Raw genomic sequence first — 19,243 nt, 5'->3', positions numbered from 1 at the left:
AAATGGCAATGGTGGAAACATATCGGTTCTGGAAATGACATGACGAGACTCCCCGACCTGGAAGCCTGGGCGATCTTCGCCAAGGTGGTGGAAACCGGTTCCTTCGCGCGGGCGGCGGAGGAATTGCAGATCTCGAAACCCACGGTGTCGAAGGCCGTCGGCCGACTGGAACAGCGGCTGGGTTCGCCGTTGCTGCATCGTACGTCGCGGCAATTCTCGCTGACCGAGGTCGGGCGGGGCGCGCTGGACCGTGCCGCACGCATCCTCTCGGACGGTGAAATGGCCGAGGCCGAGGCCCGCGAGCAGACGGTTCATCCGCGCGGGCTGATTCGCCTGACCGCGCCGATGACGTTCGGCATCGCCCACCTGTCGCCGGTCCTGCCCGATTTCATGGCACGCTATCCCGAAATCGACATCACGATCGAGTTCAGCGACCAGATCGTCGACGTGGTCGGGGGCGGATACGACCTGGCCGTACGGATCGCCTCGCTGGCGGATTCATCGTTGCGCGCGCGGCGCCTGTGCGCGGTGCGGCTGCTCATGGTGGCGTCGCCGGGATTCCTGGAGGAACGGGGACGGCCTACCCATCCCCGCGACCTGGAGCAGATGCAGGGATTCATCTACACCAATACATCGTCTCCCGGGCAATTCCGCCTGCACCATGCCGAATCCGGCAATTATACGATCGTGCAGCCCGGCCGCCTGCGCGCCAACAATGCCGAGGCCTTCCGCCCCTTCCTGCTGGCGGGGCTGGGCGTCGCACTGCTGCCGGAATTCATGATATGGGACGATTTGATGGCGGGCCGGCTGGAACCCGTCCTGCCCGACTGGCAGATGACGCCCGTGGCGATCCACCTGGTCACCCCGCCGGGGCAGATGCGCCCGGCACGGGTGTCGGTACTCCTGGATTACCTGGCGGGCCGTTTCGCGACGGCGCCCTGGGCGCAGGTGCAGCCGGGGCCGAACGACGTCGCCCCATGAGGACCGGGAACGCAAAAATACCGAAACCTGCCGCACGGCGCCGATCACGCGTCACAAGGCCGCCGGATTCGTGAAATCCGGCGGCCTGCGGCAGTCAGGACCGGATCAGACCTGGCGTTCGAACGCACCCGCGATGCGAAGCGACACCCCGTCCCCAACCAACGGCACATAGATCTTCACGCCGAAATCGCTGCGCCGGATCTGCCCGGTCGCCTCGAACCCGACCGTATAGGCCCTGTCCAGCGGATTGACGCCGGCGCCAATGAAACGGACCTGCAGCGTTTCGGGCCTGCTGACACCATGCAGGGTCAGGTTCCCGTCACGCTGGCCTGGCCGGTCCCCGTCACCACCACCCGGCTGGAGACGAAAGTGGCATCGGAAAAACGATCCGCATCGAACCAGTCCGCGCCCTTCAGTTCACCGTCCAGCTTTCGTGCTGGTCGTCCGCACCGAGGCGATGGGAATCGTGACGTTCAGCGTTGCGGCCGACGGTGTTGCCGGATCCAGGACCAGCGTGCCCGACACGCCGGAGAAGACGCCCGCATAATAGATGGAACCCAGGTGCAGCAGGGAAAATCCGACCTGCGTGTGCGCAGGCTCGACATGGTGCATGTCGGCCTGGACCTGCGCGGGGCGAATGGCGACAGATTGCGCCGATGCCGCGACAGGGGCCGCGCCAGGGGACAGGACCGCCAGGATCGCGGCGGCCGACAGAAAGGAAAACCGTTTCATGGACAGGATCTTTTCGTAAAGTCAGGGCGCCGCGGCGCGGGCCGGACGTTCAGGCCGCGATCTTCGCCGTCAGACGCGCAACGCGGTCGCCAAGGAAACGCGCGCCATCCGGTTCGGTCTCGCTGCAGGGCAGGTCGTTGATCACCATGCCGTGGTACAGCAGCATCATCAGCAGCAAGAACAGGGGCGTTTCCCGACTGCCAAGCTGCATCGCAGTCGAGATGAAGGCCGTGCCGACCTTGCCGATCAGGCGGCCGGTCTGGTCCCAGAACACCGCCATCTGCGACGGCAGGCGCCCGAAGCGCGTCGGCGCGCCGACGATGATCGCGCCATCTTCCGCCAGACTCTCGGGCCGGGCGACCGGGGCTTGAAATGGCCGGCCTGGACCAGCTCGTCCGGCACGGCTTCGGAAAGGTGGCGGATATCGACTCCGGCCCCCGCGTGCCCTCGGCCACTGCGCCGGCCATGGTTTCGAGATGGTCGTTGGTAGAATAATAGAGCACGAGAACCTCGGTCATGATCGCTCGTCGCACACGTCTCGGATCGTCCGCATGCCGTGCTGTTCCGAGATCCTCCCCCAGGACGGCGAACCCTGGACGCGATGGCGGGGAACTTAGCCCCAGCCCCGCCGTCATAGGATCCGGGCAGGCAGGCAGGCGATGCGTCCTGATATCCCGACAATGGGGAGGAGGCGCGGCATCCGCCGAAAATATAAAGGAAATCTGACGTTTCCGGATCTTGATGAATGCGGCCCGTCCCTGTCGTATCTGGAGAGAACCGACATGACCGATACAGCCGAGCTCACGATCCTGGGCATTTCCGGCAGCCTGCGGAAAGGTTCGTTCAACACCGCGCTGCTGCGGGCGGCCACGACGCTTGCCCCGCCGGGCATGCACATCGCGCTGTACGACGAACTGGCGCTGCTGCCGCCATATGACGAGGATGTCCGCGCCCAGGGCTTCCCGGCGATCGTCGCGCAATGGCGCGAACGCATTCGCCAGGCGGATGGCCTGCTGATCGCGACGCCGGAATATAACCGCTCGATTCCCGGGGTCCTGAAAAACGCCATAGACTGGGCGTCCCGCCCGCCCGAACAGCCCTTCGCCGGCAAGCCCGCGGCGGTCATCGGCGCCACCCCGGGCGCGGTTGGCACGGCACTGGCCCAGTATCATTTACGGCAGGTGCTGGCCGCCGTGGACGTGACCGTCCTGCCGGGCGCGGAATTGATGGTTGGCGCCGCCACCGCGAAATTCGACGAGCAGGGACAATTGACCGACGAGCCGACGCGCCAGCACCTTGCCCGCTACCTGACGCGCCTGCGCGATCTCGTGCAGCAGAGGCGCCGGATGCCGGAACAGTGACAGAGGCACAGTGACATGCGCCCACGCCCCCGCGCGATCAGCGCCGATCCGACTCCTTGACCGTCATGGGCAGGCCCGCGACCATGAACACCACCCGGGTGGCCACGCGCGCGACGGCCTGATGCAATAACCCCGCCTCGTCACGAAAACGACGGCCAAGGGCGGTCTCCGGCACGACGCCCAGTCCGACCTCGTTTCCCACCAGGACGGTGGGGGCATGGCGGCGTTGCAGCGCCGCCAGCAACTCCGCGCTGGCCGCGGCGATGTCACGCCCCTCCAGGATCAGGTTCGTCAGCCACAGCGTCAGGCAATCCACCAGCACCGGCGCGTCGGCCGCCGCATCCAGCGCGCCGGGCAGGTCCAGCGGTTCCTCGACCGTTCGCCAGCCGGCTATCCGCGTCGCGCGATGATGCGCGATCCGCAGCCGCATTTCCTCGTCCCAGGCGCGCCCGGTGGCGATATAGGTCCACGGCCCCGGCCGGGCGGTAATGATCGCCTCGCCCTGCCGGCTCTTGCCCGAACGAACACCACCCAGCACCAGCACGCACGCCGCGCCGTCCTCCTGATCGCCTCCGTTCCCGGCTTGCTCCATTCCGCGTCCTCCATCTTGCGCCGGGCGGCATAACGCCACACAAAATGCGCCATGCCAGCCCCCGAATGCACCGATATCCTCCCCCCTCCCCCAGCCTTCACGACGATGGAGGCACTGCGCACCGCCTGCACGACCCTGCCCGCGCCGGACAGCGCAGCCCGGCAGGTGATCGCGGCGCGTGACGCGACGCTGACGAAACCGCCCGGCAGCCTTGGCCGGCTGGAGGCGCTGGTCGCCTGGCTGGGCGCATGGCAGGGACGGCCCGACCCGATGCTGGATCGCGTACGGGTGGTGATCTTCGCGGGCAATCACGGCGTCGTCGCACAGGGCGTCTCCCCCTGGCCGGCCAGCGTCACGGCGCAGATGATCGGGAATTTCGCCGCCGGTGGAGCCGCGATCAACCAGATCGCCCGCAGCGCCGGGGCCACGCTGCGCGTCGTGCCGTTGGCCGGGCTGGCCCCCACCGCCGATTTCACCCAGGCGCCCGCCCTGGATGATGACGCATTCCTGGACGCCGTGTCGGCGGGCCATGCCGCGGTCGAGGCCGACATGGACCTGCTGTGCCTGGGCGAAATGGGGATCGGCAACACCACCGCCGCCGCCGCCATGGCTGCCGGCCTGTTCGGCGGCAGCGGGCACGACTGGGCGGGACGGGGCACCGGCCTGGATGCGGCCGGGGTCGCGCACAAAGCCCGCGTAATCGACGCGGCGCTGGCCCGCCATGCCGACGTCCGGCACGATCCGCTGGCCGTCGCGCGCTGCCTGGGCGGCCGGGAACTGGCGGCGATTCTAGGCGCCGTGCTGGCCGCACGGCATCGGCGCATTCCTGTCCTGCTGGACGGGTTCGTCTGTACGGCGGCAGCCGCCCCGCTGGCCTGCCTGAACCCGTCCGGCCTGGCGCATACCACCCTGGCCCATCGATCCGCCGAGGCCGGACACGCGGCGCTGGCCCGCGCCCTGAACCTGTCCCCCCTGCTGGAACTCGACCTCCGGCTGGGCGAGGCGACGGGGGCGGCACTGGCGGTGCCCCTGCTGCGCGCCGCCGTGGCGTGTCACGCCGGAATGGCGACCTTCGCCCAGGCCGGGGTCAGCGAGCGGACATGAACTGGCTCGCCCGGCGCCGCGCCGACCTGCTGGCCGGACTGGGCCTGCTGACCCGCCTGCCGATCGGATGGCTGGCACGCGGCGCAGGGCCCGTCGACATGGCCCGGTCGGTCTGGACCTGGCCCCTCGCGGGCATGGGCGTGGGCGCGGTGGGTGGCACGGTCCTGGCGCTGTTGTCGACGGCCGGAGTACCCCGTCTGCCGGCAGCGGGATGGGCGGTGGCGGTCCAGATCCTGCTGACCGGCGCCCTGCATGAAGACGGCTTGGCGGACATGGCCGACGGGTTAGGCGGCGGCCGCGACCGGGACCGGAAGCTGGCGATCATGCGCGACAGCCGTGTCGGCGCCTATGGCGTCCTGGCATTGGGCCTGTCGCTGCTGGTCCGGGTCCCTGCGGCGGCGGCGGCCCCTCATCCCCTCGCCGCGATGACCGTCGCGGGGGCGCTGTCGCGGTCGGCGATGGCAGGAGTGCTGGCCGCCCTGCCCCCTGCCCGCGGCGACGGCATCGCCGGCACGATGGGCCATATTCCGCGGGGCGCCCTCGGGGCCTGTCTCCTGGTGCCGGCGCTGCTGGCATGCCTCGTTACACCGGCGCGGGCCGCAGCGGCCGGCCTGGGCACCATTTTGTCGGCCGTGGTCATCGCCCGGCTGGCCCGGCGGCAGATCGGCGGCCAGACGGGCGACGTCCTGGGGGGGACCGCATCCATTGCCGAATGCGCCGTGCTGACCATGATGGCCGCGGCCTGACTCCGGGCGGATCCGCCTGCAGGCCCACTGCGCACCCGGCCGCACATGACAATCCCATCACATGATCACGATGCCCGCGCCGCCATCTTGCAACCGATCGAACCCGGCCCAGATCCAGCCTGACGGGGACATTTTACCTTCCCCGCGATGGAGAACACGCCATGTTCGGTAAACGCCTGGCCGGGCATCCGACCGGCCACAGATTGTCGGATAATACCAGGCAGACGATCGGCGGGGTCGTGATCGTGCTGCTGATGCTGGTCGCGATCGCCGCAAGCATCATGCTGTCACCGATGATTCCGCTGGGTCATTGATCGTCGGCCGTCAATCGCAAGCCGGGCGGGGCCAAAAAGGCCTCGCCCTATTTACCCTCTGCACCCCCGCTCCACGCCGGACCGGGGTTGGCGTCGCCGCTGAAGACATGGGGCTGCAACGCGGGATCGGATCCGTCCGATTGCGCCCAGCCCTGGGTGAACCATTCACCCTTCAGCGTCAGTGCTTGTCCTGAACCTGCAGTTGCGCCCGGGCCTCGCCATCCGGATGGGCCGCGGTATGCAGGTTGACGTAGACGCGGCCGGCGCGCAACGCCGCCACCTGGTCGGCGGTCATCATCACCGACCCGCGTAGCGGACTGTTATACGGACCGCTGATGGGCACCATTACCCCGGCATCCTGGCCGGGATCGGCGGGTCCATGGAAATGCGCGGCCGTGACCGGGCCGCTCAGCCCGCTCCAGCTCAACCGGTAGGTCACGAGGTTGCGCTTGTCATCCAGCGTCCCGGTGACGCCACCGGTCGGCGTGCCCGTCACGCCCGCGGATGGCGCGAACTGCCCCATGACATGAAAGGTCCGGGCCATCGCCGGGGTAACGACCGCTACCGAACCCGCCAGCGCCATGGCCATGAAAACAGAAGAACGCATCATCAGATTTTCCCCGCTTTTATCGGGTCGCAACGCTCCGGCCCACTTGCCGTTCCGGCCGGAACCGGCACCGGGGCCGCCGACGATCAGATATCGAGGCCGGCGGACCGGTTCAATGCCGACATCTCCGGATCGATCCGGTTTTCGACGAGCCGCGCAACCTGGATACCGCCGACGATGAACAGGCCTGACACCAGAGTGATCATTCCCAGATAGACCATTGCCGTATCTCCTGCTGAAGACCATCCAACAGCGTCAGGATTGACCGTCCCCTGTGCTCGAATCATGGCAAGAGACGGACTTTTCTGCAGCACGACCCATGCCCGGCGACTCTCGCCGACGGCAGTCGCGTGCCTACCAGTGGCCGCTTCCGCCACCATGTCCGTTATTGTACCCGCCAGTATTGTACCCGCCAGGATGGTCGCGGCCATGATCGTAATAGCCACGACGGTGGCCGTGATCGTAGCCGCATCCGGCCAGAGTCAGTACCGCAATGAAAACGCAGAGCGATTTTACCCCGGCCGGCTGCAAGAAACGCTTCATGATCGTTCTCTCCCCCAAACTCGGGGAGGAAACGTCGCAGAGGCGGAAAAGTTTGGTCCGGATTGCCCTTATCGACACGCATCATCGGGGCGAGGAAGGATGCGAACCCGCATGTTCTTGTCTCTGGTCCTATCCGCCATTCTGTACCAGGGTCCAGTTGCCATCGACCTTCTTGAGCGCAAGATTCGCGGTGTTCGTTCCGCCTTTCGTCACGGCCGTCACGACGCACAGATAGACGCCATTGTCCTTGGCCGTGCAATCGGCGTTGCTGATCGCGAGGTCGGCGGGATCGTAGGGGCCGCTGAACAAGCCCAGTGTCCGGTCGGACGTCTTCTGGTTTTCGGTCTGCATGGCCGTGCGGACCACCTGCAGGATCTCGGCTTTGGTCGGGGGACCGGCCTGGCCGCAGGCGACCAGCAGGAATGGCAGCGCCAGGGCGGCACAAACCGCAGCGGCTCCCCGCCGCGGGGCATGGGCATCAGTGCGCATGGTGGCCGTGATCCTTCGTTCTGTGAATATTCGATGCCGCCAGAACGGATGATCCCATCGGGGGTTCGCTGCCCCGCATCAAACCCGCCTTACCAGGGATGGCTATCAGCGAGAAACCGCCCCATCTCCCCGACCATGTCGATGGCGGCGTAGCAGGCCGCCCCGGCAACCAGTAACACGACGAGCATGAATAGACGGCGTATCATGGCGTCCGTATCCCCAACGCCGCCGGGACCGGCGGACGGCTCGTCCGTCGACACCCGCCCGGCATAAGGTCAGGAGAACGATTCATGTCCCGCTTTATCGAAGATGACGATACGCCTTCGGACGCCGGACCGGGCAAGCACGAACAGGCCCGGCGCCTGGCCGAGGCCGCGCTGCGCGCCGAAGAGGACGGGGACCAGACCCGCGCCGACAGCCTGTTCGCCGAGGCCGAACATACCGATCCCCAGGCCGTTGAGAACGTCCTGATGGAGTGGCCCGACCATCCCCGGACACGCCGCCGGACGTCGCGCGGCGGCTGAACGCGGACCGGCCTCAGGACGCCGCGCCGGCGGTAGCCCTGGGGCCCACCTGCCGGTCTTCCGTCTCCGGGCCGCGGGTATCCGGCGTTCGGACAACCTCGCCATGTGTACCCAGGCTGTGGGGATCCGCATTCTGGCGCAGGGACGCCGCCCCATTGGCGACCGCCGTCCATGCGGCCTGCGCCAATGCCTTGCGGCTGGGAAAATCGTCCGGATCCAGGGCCGGATGCAGCAGGACGCTGGCCCGCATGGACCGCCATTGCGCCAGTTGCCAGACATGCGGCGCCAGATCCATGTCGCCGTACCAGGAAAACACCGTCCGGCGCGCGCGATTTACATTCAATCCGTCCAGCCGGTCATATACCAGCGACACCGGCTGGATCAGCGGCGCCATGCCGGGGGCATAGGTCATCATCGGCGGATCGACCTCCAGTCCCTTGCGCAGGACCGGCATTTTCGCAATCGCGAAGAACGCCGACATGAAGGGCAATACCCGCGACCCGTCCGATGACGTGCCTTCCGGGAACAGCACCAGATTGTCGCCGCCGATCAGGCGGCCGACCATCTCGTCCCGCTCGCGCCCCGTGGTGCTGCGCTGGCGGCTGACGAAGATCGTGCGGCCGATCCGCGAGACGGTGCCCATGATCGGCCAGTTGCCGATATCGCCCTTGGCGACGAACACGGACGGCAGGATCGTGCCCAGCACGGGAACATCCAGCCACGAAGCGTGGTTGGACACATAGATGACCGGCCGTTCACCGCGCGCGCGCGCGCGCGCGCCGCCGACCGAACCGGCGCGGGTACCGATCACGCGGATCTCCAGCGACAACAGCCGGCACAGCCCACCCCAGATCACGCGCGTCCAGCGGATCTTGGCGGTTCCCGGCACCAGAAGCAGCACCGCCTCGAACCCGACGGACAGCGGCACCCATATGGCAATGATCAGAAGGCGTGCCGTCGCACGCAGGCGGCGCAAGATACGCCGGCCCGGCTTCATGGACGGCGGGGGTGCGCCCTCGACATCACTCAATGCAGGAATGGCCGCAGAGCGGCGATGCTGGACCCGGCGCGCCGTCATGCCGGGCGCGCCCCGGGCGAACAGGCGGAACGGAGAGCGCGGAAGGAAACAGAAATCATGTGCCATTCATAGCCCGGACGACGCCGCAACCCAAGCGACCGGCGCCTCGCGGTCGCCATGCATCACCAATCGGACGGCATGTCAAATATCCGGCCGCGCGCCGCCTCTGGATGACCGATGACATATCACATGCGCGGGACCATGAAAACATGGCCCCTCGGCGGCGTTCAACCGACATCCCATATTCTATCCTAGGAGGTCGATCATGTCGGACACCACCAGGACGCCGCCTCCGGATAAGGCGCGGGACAATTCGAAGAATATTCCAAAGAAGAACAACGCCGAAACCGAGGAGAAACTCGAGGAGGGGCTGGAGGAGACCTTTCCCGCCAGCGACCCCTTGTCGACCGGCGGGTCGACCGGAGAACGGGACTGCTGACACAGAACATGCCGCCGGATTCCGCTGCCGGGGGCACATCCGCCCCCCGGACCATCCGGCAGAAATCTTTTTATCCGCACGGCCCCAAGGCGCCCGGTTCGGAGACGGAGGACGAAGATGATGACAACGCACCCCCGGTTCGGCCCCATGCGCGGCAAGTCCGCCGTCGGCCCATGGCTCGCGGAAATCAGCCTGGACAGTTGGCTGGATGCCTTCCTTGCGGACAACGCGCCCGAGCGTGGCTATGCCTATCTGATGCGGCAGGCGGCGGATACCGGCCTGTACGACGTTGTCCGGCGCTGGGGCCAGACCGGCAATCCCGCGCCGACCGATGCGGCGACCGTACTGCTCCTGCTGCCATCCGACATGCTGGCCGAAATCGGCCGGAGAACCGGCCTGCGACGCGACGAGGTCGTCGCCCGCCTGGTCGAGGAACTGCCCGTCGCGGTGCGCCAGCATACCGTCGGAAAGCGGTTCAACCGTTTCGGCCATGCGGGATGTGCCGGCGAAGATCCGATGCGGCGATAGACCGGCACGCAAACCGGAGCCTGAAACACCCCAACCGTTCGGGTCGAAATCTTCGTTCCGCCGGCGCCCCTTCAGGCCCCCTGCCGCCACGGCTCGGCAGGGGGCTTTCCATGTGTCTATCCCACCGGACAAATACGACATTTCATTTCACATTCGTTGGTTTTCGGATCACCCAGCCCGGAATGGGGCGATGCCGGACAGACAGCAGGTGGAGATCATGACAAAGCTGTGCAGGGATGAACATTTTGTGGACTTTTTGTTTCCATGCATGATAAGCGTCGATTGCTAATTATAGTATAAAAATAAAATAGAATCGGTTTAAGTTATAGTTCATCATATATTTATTGTAAAAATACATCTATATTGAAGTAAAATAAACAAATTATTTAAAAGGGTTGTTGTCGTGGAAACCCTCGATTTCAGAAAAACGATTGCACCAGATGTTTCCTTTTCAACAGAATCGACTCTTCCGTGCCGGGATTTATTTCTACGGAATGCGCCGGAGGCCAGTCGTGCCGGGACGGCAAGGGGACGCGATGCACTGTTCATATTCGCCTGCGACGTCCTGTCGTTCATCCTGTCCTTCTGCGTCATCCATTTGATATCTGCCGGGGGTGAACGTCTTTTGCATCCGACGGCGCCCCCATCGCATCTCGATCCCATCCCGCCGGCCGACCAGGTTACCCTTCTCACCTTGATGGTGCTCATTTTCTTACGACAGGGACATTATCCCGGCAGGGGACCGTTCTGGGACGAAACCCGCATCGTGACTTTGTCCGCGCTGGGCGCCGCTCTGCTCTCTGGTGCATTCGCCCTGGGGCATCACGCCTCCGCGTATGCCCTGCCAATAACGGGCGGACCTCTCGTGCTGTTCGCACTGCTCGCACCCATCGCCCGCCAGGCAGCCAGGCGCTTCCTCTGTCGAGGTCGCACGGCCCGGCCAGGGCATGACCCTCGCGGTCCTGCGCCTTCATTTCATGTTCGCAATCACGTCGCAGGTTTGTCTTGAGCAGTCGCAATCGTGGAAATGCATTGCTTGCGCATCACCTGTCGCGCCGTCGTCCTCCGTCCCCCCGGGACGCCTGTCCGCCAGCAGGACCGTCATAATGAACGATGCCACACACGCATTTCACCGACCATCAACAGGACAGGACGAGTGTCCATGAATATCTACGTCAACGGACGTTTCATGACCCAGCGCCTCAGCGGCGTGCAGCGTTTCGCGCGCGAGATCACCCGCAAGATGCGCCAGATCGCGGCGCACACTCCTGCCAGCATGCCCCGGATTCTGGTGCCGTCCGGCAATTTGACACAGCCCGAGGCCGACCTTCCGGCAATCCATTGCGGCCGCCTGCATGGACAATTGTGGGAACAGGTCGAACTCCCGCGTCATGTCGACGATGGAATCCTGGTCAATCTGGGCAATACCGCCCCCCTGTTGGGCAGGCCGCAGATCGTGGTCGTCCATGACGCGGGGATCTTCAGCTATCCGACGGCTTATTCCACGAAATTCCGGCTGTGGAACATGGCGCTACTACATGGATTGCGTCGCACGGCCACGCATTTTGTCACCGTGTCCGAATTTTCGCGGCGGGAACTGCAGGCCCGGCTGCATTTGCCCCACCACCGCGTATCCGTCATCACCGAGGGTGCGGACCATATCCTGTCCACCCCCCCCGACATGTCGATCCTGGAGCGGCATCATATTATCCCGGGCCGCTTCGTCCTGGCAGTGGGCAATCTGGCGCCCCACAAGAACCTGCAGGGCCTCTCGAAACTTGCCCGTTCGCTTGCCGCACGGGGGATCGACCTGGTCGTGACGGGCGGCCTGAACGCGACCGTCTTTTCCGAAAGCGACACCGCATCCTCCTTGCCGGTGCCCGCGAAATATATCGGCCGCGTCAATGACACTGAATTGCGGGCACTTTACCAGGCTGCGCTCTGTTTCGTCTTTCCATCCTTCTACGAAGGGTTCGGCCTGCCGCCGATCGAGGCAATGGCCTGCGAATGCCCCGTGGCGGTGTCGGCGATCCCTTCTCTCCAGGAAGTCTGCGGCCTGGCGGCGACATATTTCGATCCGGCCAGCCAGGACGATATCGACCGTGCCGTCCTGCACGTCATCGACAACCCGGCCCTGCGCGCCCACCTGCGCAGCGCGGGACGATCCCATGCCGCCTCATTCACCTGGGAACACGCGGCGCGCCAGCTGATGGGCGTGATCGGCCAGCAATTGGCATACGGGCCCCCCCGTTACGCCACGCTTCATTGATCCCGACGAATGATCCGGACAGACAACAGAGCCAACGTCCTGATATCGTTTGACAGGACCGGATTTCCGTTTGAGCACGCTTCCGGATCCATGATAGGTTCAGTCCCGATACGCCGGGACAACGCACATTTTCCGACGGGGCGCCGGAACGATCGAGGCGTCCAATCCGTCATATGATGACGCGGCGCCGAAGGGTGGCATGCACGACGGATTTCTCACACCGATCGGTTTGTTCCCCTCCTTATTGCCATGTCTTGACCATTATGTTCGTTTTCCATCCCCTTCCCCGCACGACAGAAGGACATGAGGCATGTCGGAAACCACCTTCCCGCTGATCGGCACGAAGGCCCCCAGCACGACCCGCATCGTTCCCGTCATCCTGTCGGGGGGGTCAGGGAGCCGCCTCTGGCCGGTCTCCCGCGCCAGCTACCCCAAGCAGCTCTGGCCCCTGGTCAGCGACAGGACGATGCTGCAGGAAACGGCGTTGCGCGGGGTCGGGGAGATGTTCGAGGCGCCGATCGTCATCTGCAACAATGAGCATCGCTTCCTGATCGCGGAACAGCTGCGCGCGGCCGGGATCGAGGACGCGCGGATCGTGCTGGAACCCGTTGGACGCAATTCCGCCCCGGCCATCGCCGCGGCGGCGCTGCTGGTCGCGGAAACCGATCCGGACGCGGTCCTGTGGATCATGGCCGCCGACGCGGTGATCACCCGGCCGGAGACCATGGCCCAGTTGATGCCCGCGGCGGCGGCGGCGGCCCAGCGCGGACATATCGTGGTCTTCGGGATGCATCCCACCCGACCGGAAACCGGATATGGCTATATCGAGGCCGGCAAGCCGCTGGCGAAACTGCCGGAAGCCAGCACCGTCGCCTCGTTCATCGAAAAACCCGATGCCGCCACCGCGTCCGACCTGATCGCATCGGGGAAATATATGTGGAATTCCGGCATGTTCGTCTTCACTGCCGGAACCCTGCTGAAGGAGATGGAGACCTACGCCCCGGCGGTGCTCACGCCCGTCCGCCAGGCGGTCGAGCGACGGGCGAGCGACCTCGTATTCCAGCGCCTGGACGCACCGTCATTCACGGCGACCCCCGACATCTCGTTCGATTACGCGGTCATGGAACATACCGACCATGCGGTGGTGATCGCGGGCGATTTCGGCTGGACCGACGTCGGAAGCTGGGACGCCCTGTGGGATATCAGCGACAAGGACGACAGCGGCAACGTCATCCATGGGAACGTCTTCCTGGAGGCGGCACGCGGCAGCTATGTCCGATCGGACGAGATCCTGACCGCCGTCGTCGGCGTCGAGGACGTGATCGTGGTCGCGACCCGCGACGCGGTGCTGGTCACGCAGCAGAGCAAGGCGCAGGACGTCAAGAAAATGGTCGCCCGCCTGCAATCCGCCGGCCGCCGCGAGGCCCAGTCCCACAATCGCTGCTACCGGCCGTGGGGCTTCTACGAGAGCCTGATCCAGGACAGCCGCTTCCAGGTGAAGCGGATCGTCGTGACCCCCGGCGAGAAACTGTCCTTGCAGAAGCATTACCATCGTGCCGAGCACTGGATCGTCGTCAGCGGTGTTGCGCGGGTGACGCGTGACGAAGAACAGATCACGGTGCATGAGAACCAGAGCATCTACCTGCCGCAGCATTGTACCCACCGGCTGGAAAATCCCGGCAGGATCCCGTTGGTCCTGATCGAAATCCAGACCGGGTCGTACCTTGGCGAGGACGATATCATCCGCCTAGAAGACACCTACAACCGGAATTGACTGGCAACCGGAATTGACAGGAAAACGGGCATGATGGCGCGATCAAGATTCCTGGTCACGGGCGGGGCCGGCTATGTCGGCAGCCACGTGGTCGCGGCCCTGTGCGATGCGGGACACGACGTGGTGGTCTTCGACAATCTGCGGACCGGACATGAGGCCTCGGTGCCCGGAACGGCGCGTTTCATCCAAGGCGACCTGCAGGATCGCGCCCTGGTCGACACCGTGCTGGCGGATGGTCCGTGGGATGGAGTGCTGCATTTCGCCGCACTGTCCCTGGTCGGGGAAAGCATGCAGCACCCCTTCCTGTATATGCAGGCCAATGCCGGACTGGGTTTCGCGTTGATCGAGGCCTGCGTCCGCCACGGCGTCAAGCGGTTCGTCTTTTCCTCCACCGCCGCCCTATTCGGGATGACGGAGGATCCGCTGATTACCGAGGATACACCCATCATACCCGGGTCACCTTATGGCGAGAGCAAGCACATGGTGGAACGGGCCCTGCTGTGGGCGGACAGGATCCATGGGCTGCGCAGCGCCTGCCTTCGCTATTTCAACGCGGCGGGCGCCGATCCCGGCGGCCGGCTGGGCGAAGACCACACGCCGGAAACCCACCTGATTCCCCTGGTCATCGACGCGGCATTGGGACGTCGGGCGGAATTGCAGCTCTTCGGCGATGACTACCCGACGCCGGACGGCACCTGCATCCGCGACTACATCCACGTCACGGACCTGGCGCAGGCCCATCTGGCCGCGCTGGATGTCATCCGCGACCGCAGCGTCGTCTATAATGTCGGCAACGGTCACGGCCACTCCAACATGGACGTGATCCGGAGCGTTGAGCGCGTGACCGGCAGGCGGGTTCCCTGGCGGCTGGCCCCCCGCCGTCCCGGCGATCCCGCCCGACTGGTCGCCGGCGCCGGACGGTTGAAGGCCGAAACCGGCTGGACCCCCCGCTATGCCGACCTCGACCAGATCGTCGAGACCGCGTACCGGTGGCGCCTGGCCCATCCGGAAGGCTATCGGACCCGCGTGCCGGCCGACGCCGCCTGCATCTGAAGGAAACCCTTCCCCGACCTTCCGGGGGGAAGGGTTTCAAGCCCTTTGACAGGCCCGGGAGACGAAGCGTCCCCGGTTTGCTGCTCCTCTGGGCCGCATGCACACGCCAGGGACGCCCATCTCGAATCGATATCGGAACATGTTGCACATCGGCCACAACGCGTGGGCTGCATCGTTTTGATGTTGACCGCCAGTCGAAAAAAGGGCCCGACACCCCGTCATCCTGCCCCCGAAACCAGTATTTCCAGAAATTTTCATATCTATAGATCGTCAATACACGACTCAAAACCTCCGGCCTTGGCTTAGGCTCCTGACCGGACCCCGGCGGCCTTGCACATCGGGTGCATCGAGGCGCCGCGTCCGATCGCTTTTCAGGAGCCGACCATGTCGTTGAAGCCCAACCTCCACAGCATCTCCGCCGCCACTGTCGCCACGATGAACCCGGCCCTGTCCGTCGCCGGACGGCCGATGGGCGCCATGCGTTCCATTCCCGGACAATCGGCCGTGGCCAATCATCCGACGGTCGAGGTATCGCTGGACGCGGTCGGCCGCACATTGTGGAGCTTCATGCGTCCCAACGGCCGCCCCAGCTTTTCCCCGCCCCTGCTGCGCGACTTGCACGCCATGCAGCGATCGATCCACGACATGGCCGCCGAGGCCGACGGTAGCCTGCCCTTCCGTTACATGGTCGTGGGATCGCGCGTGCCGGGGATCTTCAACCTGGGGGGTGACCTGGCCCTGTTCGCCGAAAAAATCGCCCGGGGCGACCGCGAGGGACTGCGCCAGTACGCCCATGCCTGCGTCGACGTCGTGTTCGCCAACGCCGACGGATACGGCCATTACATCACGACGGTCGCGCTGGTGCAGGGCGACGCGCTGGGCGGCGGGTTCGAGGCCGCCCTGTCATGCAACCTCATCGTGGCCGAGAAACAGGCCAAGTTCGGCCTGCCCGAAATCCTGTTCAACCTGTTCCCGGGCATGGGTGCCTATACGCTGCTGACACGGCGCATCGGTGCACGGATGGCCGAAAAAATGATCCTCAGCGGCCAGACCTATACCGCGACGGAACTGCACGACATGGGGGTCGTGGATATCCTGGCCGAGCAAGGCGACGGCGAGGCGACGGTGCGCGAGCACCTGGCGCGCATCGACCGCCGCTATAATGCGCACGAGGCCATCCTGCGGACAAAGCGCCTGGTCAATCCGGTCAGCCACCAGGAGTTGCGCGACGTCACCGACATCTGGGTCGACGCCGCGCTGCGCCTGACAGAGACCGACCTGCGCAAGATGATGCGCCTGGTCAACGCGCAGAACCGGCGTATCCAGACCATCCAGGTCGAAAGCGTCGCAAGCTGACGCCACACCCTTCCACCCCTCCGACCCGGCGCGACCGATCCGGCGCGACAGGGGGAACGTCCACAATTCCGGCCGTTCCTTCCTGGCCGCCCGGCGGATGGCGCCAGAGCGCGTTGCGCGACCCGAATGTTGCCGGCTTTATACCGCCCCGTCCTCTGCCGGCATGACCATATAGGGTGTCAGGGTCTCCCTGACCTTGCCCATTTCCTGCCGGATAGCATACAAGTGGGCGAATGCCCTGTCCGGCGCGTGATGGCCGTTGATGCCACGCCATTCGTGACACATGGCAGTCAGACGCTCCGCCCCGACATTTCCCGCGGCGCTGCGCAAGGAGTGGGCCTCGTCCAGCAGGACGGTCCAATCGCCCACCTCCAGCGCCCGCTCCATCCGATCGATGATGGTATCGGCATCCGCCAGGAAGTCGCCGATGACGTCCGCCCTGAACCGGTCGCCGCCCAACGTCCGCAGGTCCTGGACCATCTTCCGGTTGATCGTCACCGCCGGGAAGGGAACGATGACGGCTTCATCCGCCACCGGGACTGCGTCGGCAGCATCGATCCCGGCAGGTCTCGGCCGCCTCTGCCCTGCCGCGGGGGGAACCAGCGCATCGATGGTTTCCAGTAGGGGTTCGATTTCGACCGGCTTCAGCAGAAAGCCGCTCATACCCGCATCGCGGCAACGCTGCTGCACCTCAGGCGTGCCATCGGCCGTCAACGCCACGATCGGCAGAGCGGCCCCGCCGCCGACCTCCGAGAACCGGTACAGTTTCGTCGCCTCCAGCCCGTTCATCACCGGCATGTTGATGTCCATGAGAACGAGGTCGAACCGCTCTTCTTCCAGCATGTCCAGGGCGTCCTCGCCGTTGCCAGCGACCCGCCACCGATGCCCCGCCCGGCCGAGAATCTTGCCCAGCACCTTCTGGTTGACCAGATTGTCTTCGACCAGAAGGATATTCAGTGATCGCTCGGCCCCGCTGGTCTCCGTCCCCGAGCCGATTGCCTTGCCGTCCACCCTGGCCGGACCTAGCCCGTCCACGATCGTCAGGAAAGAGGATATCGCGGCATCGTCGGCATCGGGCGAGAGGATCGAGACGAACCGGCACCGCAGGGCCTCGGGCGGCAATCCGGACGCGACAGCCCGGTCGAGCAGGACAGTCGGAAACGGCGCCCCTTCCATGTCGGATGCGTCCCCGGCGGTCATGTCCGTCAGCAGGACCGACCGGCATTCCGGCCGACGCATCAGCAGCGCCGCCGCTGCCCCGTCCGGGACGAAAACGACCCTGGCGCCATGCCGCACCAGGCGCGTGACAAGATCGGCAAGATGATTGCCCTGGCCGGTCAGCAGGACAATGTCCGGCCATGACACGGCCTCCACAGCGGGAGGACGTTCGGCTGGGGGCCGTTCGGGTGCCGGGGGCGCGGGCAACACCGCTTCGGCCAGAGGCAATGCGGGCGAGGATGCGGCGACCGACTGCATCGGAATGACGAACCAGAAGGTGCTGCCCTCGCCAACGACGCTGCGCACTCCGATTTCACCGCCCAGCAGGTCCACGAGCTTCCGGCAGATGGCCAACCCCAGCCCGGTACCACCGAAACGGTCGATCACCGTGTCGTCCGCCTGGGTGAATGTTTCGAAAACCCGCTCCTGCGCCGCCGGGGAAATGCCGATGCCGGTATCCGACACCTCGACACGCAAGCTGGTCCTGCCGTCGCGCAGAGGCGTCCCGTCGACCGCGATGACCACATGCCCGCGATCGGTGAATTTGACGGCGTTTCCGGCGAGGTTGAGCAGGATGTCGCGCAGATGCCGCTCGTCCCCGACCAGCTGTATCGGAGTACGCGCGGTTACGTGGCAGGCAAGTGTCAGGCCCTTCGCCCGCGCATCGACATCGACGATCCTTTCCACCTCGCGCATGACCGCGACCAGATCGAAGGGACGCAGGCGGACGGGCATCCGCCCTTCCTCGATCCGGGAAAAGTCTAGCAGATCCTCGATCATGCCCAGCAGCGACGCTCCGGCTCCCCCAATCGTGCGCACCATATCGCGCTGCTCGTCGTCGAGGACCGTATCGTCAAGCAGCCGGCTCATGCCGATCACGGCATTGAGCGGCGTACGCAGTTCGTGGCTGACGCTGGCGAGGAACAAGGTCTTGGCCCGGCTTGCCTCCTCCGCCCGCCGCCGGGTTTGCGAGAGGAAGCGGATGAGCGATGCCGAATAGAGCGGAATGATCAGCAGCCCGCCGACCAGTCCCGCGAACAGATATCCCGTGTCCCGCCACACCGCCAGGCCGTGGACGGCAACGGTGAAGCCAATGGCGCCGACACATGCCGCACCCGCCAAATAGACCAGCCCGAAGCGGAAGCCGTATCCGAGGATCGCCCAGAGATAAATCGGATAAAGCGGGATCACCGCGATCTCGCCGATGTACATGCCCAGGGAGAGGAAGATGAAATCCCAGAACATCTGGCCGATGCGACGGATCGCCGAGGGGGATGGAAACATGATCAGCGCGACTGCGACCACGATGCCTCCCGCCAGGAAGGTATCGCAGACGCCCGACAGCTGCAGCATCCTCCGCAACGCCAGCGTCCCGTACAGATACGACCCCAACAGGTAGGCCTGGATGATGCAAGCGATCACGAGGCGGTTCAGGACGATCTGGTGTTCGCCATCCCCACCGCGCTTCATCCGCGACAGGATCTTACGCACCCACATGGGTCATCACTTCTTCAGGGTCTCGCTGTCCTGTCGGC

21 protein-coding genes and 1 pseudogene are annotated in these 19,243 nt (G+C 65.4%); 13 read left to right on the top strand and 9 right to left on the bottom strand.

The window, feature by feature from the left end; all coding sequences use genetic code 11:
• Nucleotides 1–39 precede the first annotated feature (39 nt).
• Entirely contained in the window at nt 40–981 is a 942-nt protein-coding gene (locus HLH28_RS00745) for a LysR family transcriptional regulator (protein ID WP_182953191.1), read from the top strand.
• 105 nt (nt 982–1,086) lie between these two features.
• Here the strand turns inward: HLH28_RS00745 and HLH28_RS00740 are convergent.
• Together HLH28_RS00740 and HLH28_RS18320 are read right to left on the bottom strand one after the other, a co-directional pair.
• Nucleotides 1,087–1,713 (bottom strand): annotated as a pseudogene (locus HLH28_RS00740) (YceI family protein).
• Between the two features lie 49 nt (nt 1,714–1,762).
• A complete protein-coding gene (locus tag HLH28_RS18320) occupies nt 1,763–1,993 on the bottom strand; it encodes an NADPH-dependent FMN reductase family protein (protein WP_338029624.1) in 231 nt (76 codons plus the stop codon).
• Nucleotides 1,994–2,495: 502 nt separating this feature from the next.
• Between HLH28_RS18320 and HLH28_RS00730 the strand changes: the two genes are divergently transcribed.
• Nucleotides 2,496–3,074, top strand: a complete 579-nt coding sequence (locus tag HLH28_RS00730) for an NADPH-dependent FMN reductase (RefSeq protein WP_182953189.1) — start codon at nt 2,496–2,498, stop codon at nt 3,072–3,074.
• 37 nt (nt 3,075–3,111) lie between these two features.
• On the opposite strand, the gene cobU is transcribed toward HLH28_RS00730, so the two are convergent.
• Complete coding sequence (gene cobU, locus HLH28_RS00725) at nt 3,112–3,666, bottom strand: bifunctional adenosylcobinamide kinase/adenosylcobinamide-phosphate guanylyltransferase (RefSeq protein ID WP_182953187.1); 555 nt, start codon at nt 3,664–3,666, stop codon at nt 3,112–3,114.
• A gap of 51 nt (nt 3,667–3,717) precedes the next feature.
• Here cobU and cobT point away from each other — a divergent pair, with 51 nt between their 5' ends.
• The 3 genes from cobT (at nt 3,718) to HLH28_RS00710 (ending at nt 5,830) form a co-directional block, all read left to right on the top strand.
• Nucleotides 3,718–4,770: a nicotinate-nucleotide--dimethylbenzimidazole phosphoribosyltransferase gene (gene cobT / locus HLH28_RS00720; RefSeq protein WP_182953185.1), complete on the top strand. Its 1,053-nt coding sequence runs from the start codon at nt 3,718–3,720 to the stop codon at nt 4,768–4,770.
• Nucleotides 4,767–5,516 (top strand): adenosylcobinamide-GDP ribazoletransferase, encoded by a 750-nt coding sequence (gene cobS / locus HLH28_RS00715; RefSeq protein WP_182953182.1) that lies wholly within the window; start codon nt 4,767–4,769, stop codon nt 5,514–5,516. The genes cobT and cobS overlap by 4 nt, the downstream gene beginning before the upstream one ends.
• 161 nt (nt 5,517–5,677) lie before the next feature.
• A complete protein-coding gene (locus HLH28_RS00710) occupies nt 5,678–5,830 on the top strand; it encodes a hypothetical protein (protein ID WP_182953180.1) in 153 nt (50 codons plus the stop codon).
• A 178-nt stretch (nt 5,831–6,008) separates the two neighbouring features.
• Here the strand turns inward: HLH28_RS00710 and HLH28_RS00705 are convergent, their stop codons facing one another.
• The 4 genes from HLH28_RS00705 to HLH28_RS00690 all read right to left on the bottom strand — a co-directional run bounded on the left by HLH28_RS00705 (nt 6,009) and on the right by HLH28_RS00690 (nt 7,469).
• Nucleotides 6,009–6,440 carry a CHRD domain-containing protein gene (locus HLH28_RS00705; RefSeq protein WP_182953178.1) on the bottom strand — a complete coding sequence of 144 codons (432 nt, stop codon included), beginning with the start codon at nt 6,438–6,440 and terminating at the stop codon, nt 6,009–6,011.
• 83 nt (nt 6,441–6,523) lie between these two features.
• On the bottom strand, nt 6,524–6,724 hold the full coding sequence (locus tag HLH28_RS00700; RefSeq protein WP_182953925.1) for a hypothetical protein: 201 nt from the start codon (nt 6,722–6,724) through the stop codon (nt 6,524–6,526).
• A gap of 67 nt (nt 6,725–6,791) precedes the next feature.
• Nucleotides 6,792–6,980, bottom strand: a complete 189-nt coding sequence (locus tag HLH28_RS00695) for a hypothetical protein (RefSeq protein WP_182953176.1) — start codon at nt 6,978–6,980, stop codon at nt 6,792–6,794.
• A 129-nt stretch (nt 6,981–7,109) separates the two neighbouring features.
• The gene (locus HLH28_RS00690) at nt 7,110–7,469 is read right to left on the bottom strand and encodes a hypothetical protein (protein WP_182953174.1); all 360 of its coding nucleotides are present in this window, start codon (nt 7,467–7,469) and stop codon (nt 7,110–7,112) included.
• 290 nt (nt 7,470–7,759) lie between these two features.
• On the opposite strand from HLH28_RS00690, the gene HLH28_RS00685 reads away from it, so the two are divergent.
• On the top strand, nt 7,760–7,993 hold the full coding sequence (locus HLH28_RS00685; protein WP_182953171.1) for a hypothetical protein: 234 nt from the start codon (nt 7,760–7,762) through the stop codon (nt 7,991–7,993).
• Between the two features lie 13 nt (nt 7,994–8,006).
• Here HLH28_RS00685 and HLH28_RS00680 read toward each other — a convergent pair whose 3' ends face one another.
• Nucleotides 8,007–8,990 carry a lysophospholipid acyltransferase family protein gene (locus HLH28_RS00680; RefSeq protein ID WP_246395596.1) on the bottom strand — a complete coding sequence of 328 codons (984 nt, stop codon included), beginning with the start codon at nt 8,988–8,990 and terminating at the stop codon, nt 8,007–8,009.
• Between the two features lie 346 nt (nt 8,991–9,336).
• Here HLH28_RS00680 and HLH28_RS00675 point away from each other — a divergent pair, with 346 nt between their 5' ends.
• From HLH28_RS00675 to HLH28_RS00645, 7 genes are all read left to right on the top strand, one after another.
• Complete coding sequence (locus HLH28_RS00675) at nt 9,337–9,510, top strand: hypothetical protein (RefSeq protein ID WP_182953922.1); 174 nt, start codon at nt 9,337–9,339, stop codon at nt 9,508–9,510.
• Nucleotides 9,511–9,627: 117 nt separating this feature from the next.
• Nucleotides 9,628–10,038, top strand: coding sequence for a YidB family protein (locus HLH28_RS00670; protein WP_182953168.1), 411 nt, complete (start codon nt 9,628–9,630; stop codon nt 10,036–10,038).
• 403 nt (nt 10,039–10,441) lie between these two features.
• Nucleotides 10,442–11,047 carry a hypothetical protein gene (locus HLH28_RS00665; RefSeq protein ID WP_182953166.1) on the top strand — a complete coding sequence of 202 codons (606 nt, stop codon included), beginning with the start codon at nt 10,442–10,444 and terminating at the stop codon, nt 11,045–11,047.
• A gap of 153 nt (nt 11,048–11,200) precedes the next feature.
• Nucleotides 11,201–12,307 carry a glycosyltransferase family 4 protein gene (locus HLH28_RS00660; protein ID WP_220789876.1) on the top strand — a complete coding sequence of 369 codons (1,107 nt, stop codon included), beginning with the start codon at nt 11,201–11,203 and terminating at the stop codon, nt 12,305–12,307.
• Between the two features lie 310 nt (nt 12,308–12,617).
• The gene (locus HLH28_RS00655) at nt 12,618–14,081 is read left to right on the top strand and encodes a mannose-1-phosphate guanylyltransferase/mannose-6-phosphate isomerase (RefSeq protein ID WP_182953162.1); all 1,464 of its coding nucleotides are present in this window, start codon (nt 12,618–12,620) and stop codon (nt 14,079–14,081) included.
• A 30-nt stretch (nt 14,082–14,111) separates the two neighbouring features.
• Nucleotides 14,112–15,134, top strand: a complete 1,023-nt coding sequence (galE, locus tag HLH28_RS00650) for a UDP-glucose 4-epimerase GalE (protein WP_182953160.1) — start codon at nt 14,112–14,114, stop codon at nt 15,132–15,134.
• 384 nt (nt 15,135–15,518) lie between these two features.
• A complete protein-coding gene (locus HLH28_RS00645; protein WP_246395565.1) occupies nt 15,519–16,490 on the top strand; it encodes a crotonase/enoyl-CoA hydratase family protein in 972 nt (323 codons plus the stop codon).
• A 138-nt stretch (nt 16,491–16,628) separates the two neighbouring features.
• On the opposite strand, the gene HLH28_RS00640 is transcribed toward HLH28_RS00645, so the two are convergent.
• Nucleotides 16,629–19,205 (bottom strand): ATP-binding protein, encoded by a 2,577-nt coding sequence (locus HLH28_RS00640; protein ID WP_182953158.1) that lies wholly within the window; start codon nt 19,203–19,205, stop codon nt 16,629–16,631.
• Nucleotides 19,206–19,243 lie beyond the last annotated feature (38 nt).

The organism is Gluconacetobacter tumulisoli (assembly GCF_014174155.1).
Lineage (GTDB): Bacteria > Pseudomonadota > Alphaproteobacteria > Acetobacterales > Acetobacteraceae > Gluconacetobacter > Gluconacetobacter tumulisoli.
This window is presented reverse-complemented; position numbering and strand designations above follow the sequence as displayed.

What these genes read in the sequence shown, in the direction of transcription:
- HLH28_RS00710 (WP_182953180.1), top strand. Translation starts at nt 5,678, where the DNA reads ATGTTCGGTAAACGCCTGGCCGGGCATCCGACCGGCCACAGATTGTCG.
- galE (WP_182953160.1), top strand. Translation starts at nt 14,112, where the DNA reads ATGATGGCGCGATCAAGATTCCTGGTCACGGGCGGGGCCGGCTATGTC.
- HLH28_RS00675 (WP_182953922.1), top strand. Translation starts at nt 9,337, where the DNA reads ATGTCGGACACCACCAGGACGCCGCCTCCGGATAAGGCGCGGGACAAT.
- HLH28_RS00670 (WP_182953168.1), top strand. Translation starts at nt 9,628, where the DNA reads ATGATGACAACGCACCCCCGGTTCGGCCCCATGCGCGGCAAGTCCGCC.
- HLH28_RS00660 (WP_220789876.1), top strand. Translation starts at nt 11,201, where the DNA reads ATGAATATCTACGTCAACGGACGTTTCATGACCCAGCGCCTCAGCGGC.
- HLH28_RS00695 (WP_182953176.1), bottom strand. Translation starts at nt 6,980, where the DNA reads ATGAAGCGTTTCTTGCAGCCGGCCGGGGTAAAATCGCTCTGCGTTTTC.
- cobS (WP_182953182.1), top strand. Translation starts at nt 4,767, where the DNA reads ATGAACTGGCTCGCCCGGCGCCGCGCCGACCTGCTGGCCGGACTGGGC.
- HLH28_RS00645 (WP_246395565.1), top strand. Translation starts at nt 15,519, where the DNA reads ATGTCGTTGAAGCCCAACCTCCACAGCATCTCCGCCGCCACTGTCGCC.
- HLH28_RS00705 (WP_182953178.1), bottom strand. Translation starts at nt 6,440, where the DNA reads ATGATGCGTTCTTCTGTTTTCATGGCCATGGCGCTGGCGGGTTCGGTA.
- HLH28_RS00730 (WP_182953189.1), top strand. Translation starts at nt 2,496, where the DNA reads ATGACCGATACAGCCGAGCTCACGATCCTGGGCATTTCCGGCAGCCTG.
- HLH28_RS18320 (WP_338029624.1), bottom strand. Translation starts at nt 1,993, where the DNA reads ATGGCGGTGTTCTGGGACCAGACCGGCCGCCTGATCGGCAAGGTCGGC.
- cobT (WP_182953185.1), top strand. Translation starts at nt 3,718, where the DNA reads ATGCCAGCCCCCGAATGCACCGATATCCTCCCCCCTCCCCCAGCCTTC.
- HLH28_RS00745 (WP_182953191.1), top strand. Translation starts at nt 40, where the DNA reads ATGACGAGACTCCCCGACCTGGAAGCCTGGGCGATCTTCGCCAAGGTG.
- HLH28_RS00655 (WP_182953162.1), top strand. Translation starts at nt 12,618, where the DNA reads ATGTCGGAAACCACCTTCCCGCTGATCGGCACGAAGGCCCCCAGCACG.
- HLH28_RS00680 (WP_246395596.1), bottom strand. Translation starts at nt 8,990, where the DNA reads ATGAAGCCGGGCCGGCGTATCTTGCGCCGCCTGCGTGCGACGGCACGC.
- HLH28_RS00690 (WP_182953174.1), bottom strand. Translation starts at nt 7,469, where the DNA reads ATGCGCACTGATGCCCATGCCCCGCGGCGGGGAGCCGCTGCGGTTTGT.
- cobU (WP_182953187.1), bottom strand. Translation starts at nt 3,666, where the DNA reads ATGGAGCAAGCCGGGAACGGAGGCGATCAGGAGGACGGCGCGGCGTGC.
- HLH28_RS00640 (WP_182953158.1), bottom strand. Translation starts at nt 19,205, where the DNA reads ATGTGGGTGCGTAAGATCCTGTCGCGGATGAAGCGCGGTGGGGATGGC.
- HLH28_RS00700 (WP_182953925.1), bottom strand. Translation starts at nt 6,724, where the DNA reads ATGATTCGAGCACAGGGGACGGTCAATCCTGACGCTGTTGGATGGTCT.
- HLH28_RS00685 (WP_182953171.1), top strand. Translation starts at nt 7,760, where the DNA reads ATGTCCCGCTTTATCGAAGATGACGATACGCCTTCGGACGCCGGACCG.